The organism is Microcoleus sp. PH2017_05_CCC_O_A (assembly GCF_020738785.1).
Lineage (GTDB): Bacteria > Cyanobacteriota > Cyanobacteriia > Cyanobacteriales > Microcoleaceae > Microcoleus.
Genome location: NZ_JAEQCB010000325.1, coordinates 1 through 1,130 on the forward strand (window position 1 = coordinate 1; position 1,130 = coordinate 1,130).

1 protein-coding gene is annotated in these 1,130 nt (G+C 44.2%); it reads left to right on the top strand.

Going from position 1 to position 1,130, the window contains the following annotated elements:
- Positions 1-86 precede the first annotated feature (86 nt).
- Positions 87-974: a PEP-CTERM sorting domain-containing protein gene (locus JGK20_RS34360; protein WP_293233865.1), complete on the top strand. Its 888-nt coding sequence runs from the start codon at positions 87-89 to the stop codon at positions 972-974.
- Positions 975-1,130 lie beyond the last annotated feature (156 nt).

The window sequence follows — 1,130 nt, forward strand, 5'->3', positions numbered from 1 at the left end:
TATACTGGAATGTGTGATTTACTGAAAATCAAAATAGTCGATCGACAAAATTGATAATTTAACACACATTCATCAGGAAGTTTTTTATGAATCCCATTACAAAAAACAGCTTTCGCTGGACTTACTCGGTGGCTGTCTTCCTTGCAATTATTGGATTACAGCAACCAAAGGCTACAGCAGCAACGCTATCTAACGGCTGGAATTATGCGATCGACTCCTTCAACGACGGCGTGACAGATGGTAGAGTCGGCGGCGGCGAGTTTGAATTTTACGGCATCGCCATCAAAGAAACATCAGACACGGCTTTCATCGCCATCAACTCCAATCTCAGTTTAGCTGGATATGCACGCAGCAACGTTCTCCGAGGCAACATCAACTACGGCGATTTGTTTTTCAATTTTTCCGGTCAAAACTTCAACACAGCTAATGCAAATCGCAGCTTATTTGGCATTCGCTTTGCCGACGGCAATGACTCAGGTGTAGCGACAACAGGCATTTATAGCAATGTTACAGCGAAAAGCGTTACTCAAGCGAACGATGGATTTTCTAATCTAACCGGATACAATACTCATGTTCGATCGGGAGGTGGAACCTCGTCAATCGGTGATTTAGCTGCTACAGACCCGTATTTTCAACAAACAGGAGAAAATACCGTTCTCAATTCAATTGCTTCGGGTACAAAAGTAGGAGAAATCTCTGCTTTAACTTCAGCAACTTTGAGCGCCATGGGTCTTGATTTCTCGCAGTTTAATGCAGTAGGTTCTCAAACCATCGGATTCAGTTTCGATAAATCTGCTATGCCTTCTGGCAGTTATGTTGCTAATTTGTTTGCTGAGTGCGCTAATGATGCGATCGCCATTAAAGGAGAATTTGAGGCCGTACCCGAACCTTCTACATGGTTCGGTACTTTAGTAGGATTGAGCTTTTTAGGTATGGGTGTGGCGAAACGCAAAATCAAGCGCAAGGTTGCTTGAGGCGATCGCAGCATTCTGGCGAACTGGCTCTCTGGCCCATTCGACTATAACATTTACGGTATGTAGTTGCGCTTCAGCGCTCTTTGGCTTGGTATATGAAAGAGCGCGATGTGGCTGATTGACGGTATGAATTAAGTTCTACCCAAAAGCGCAACG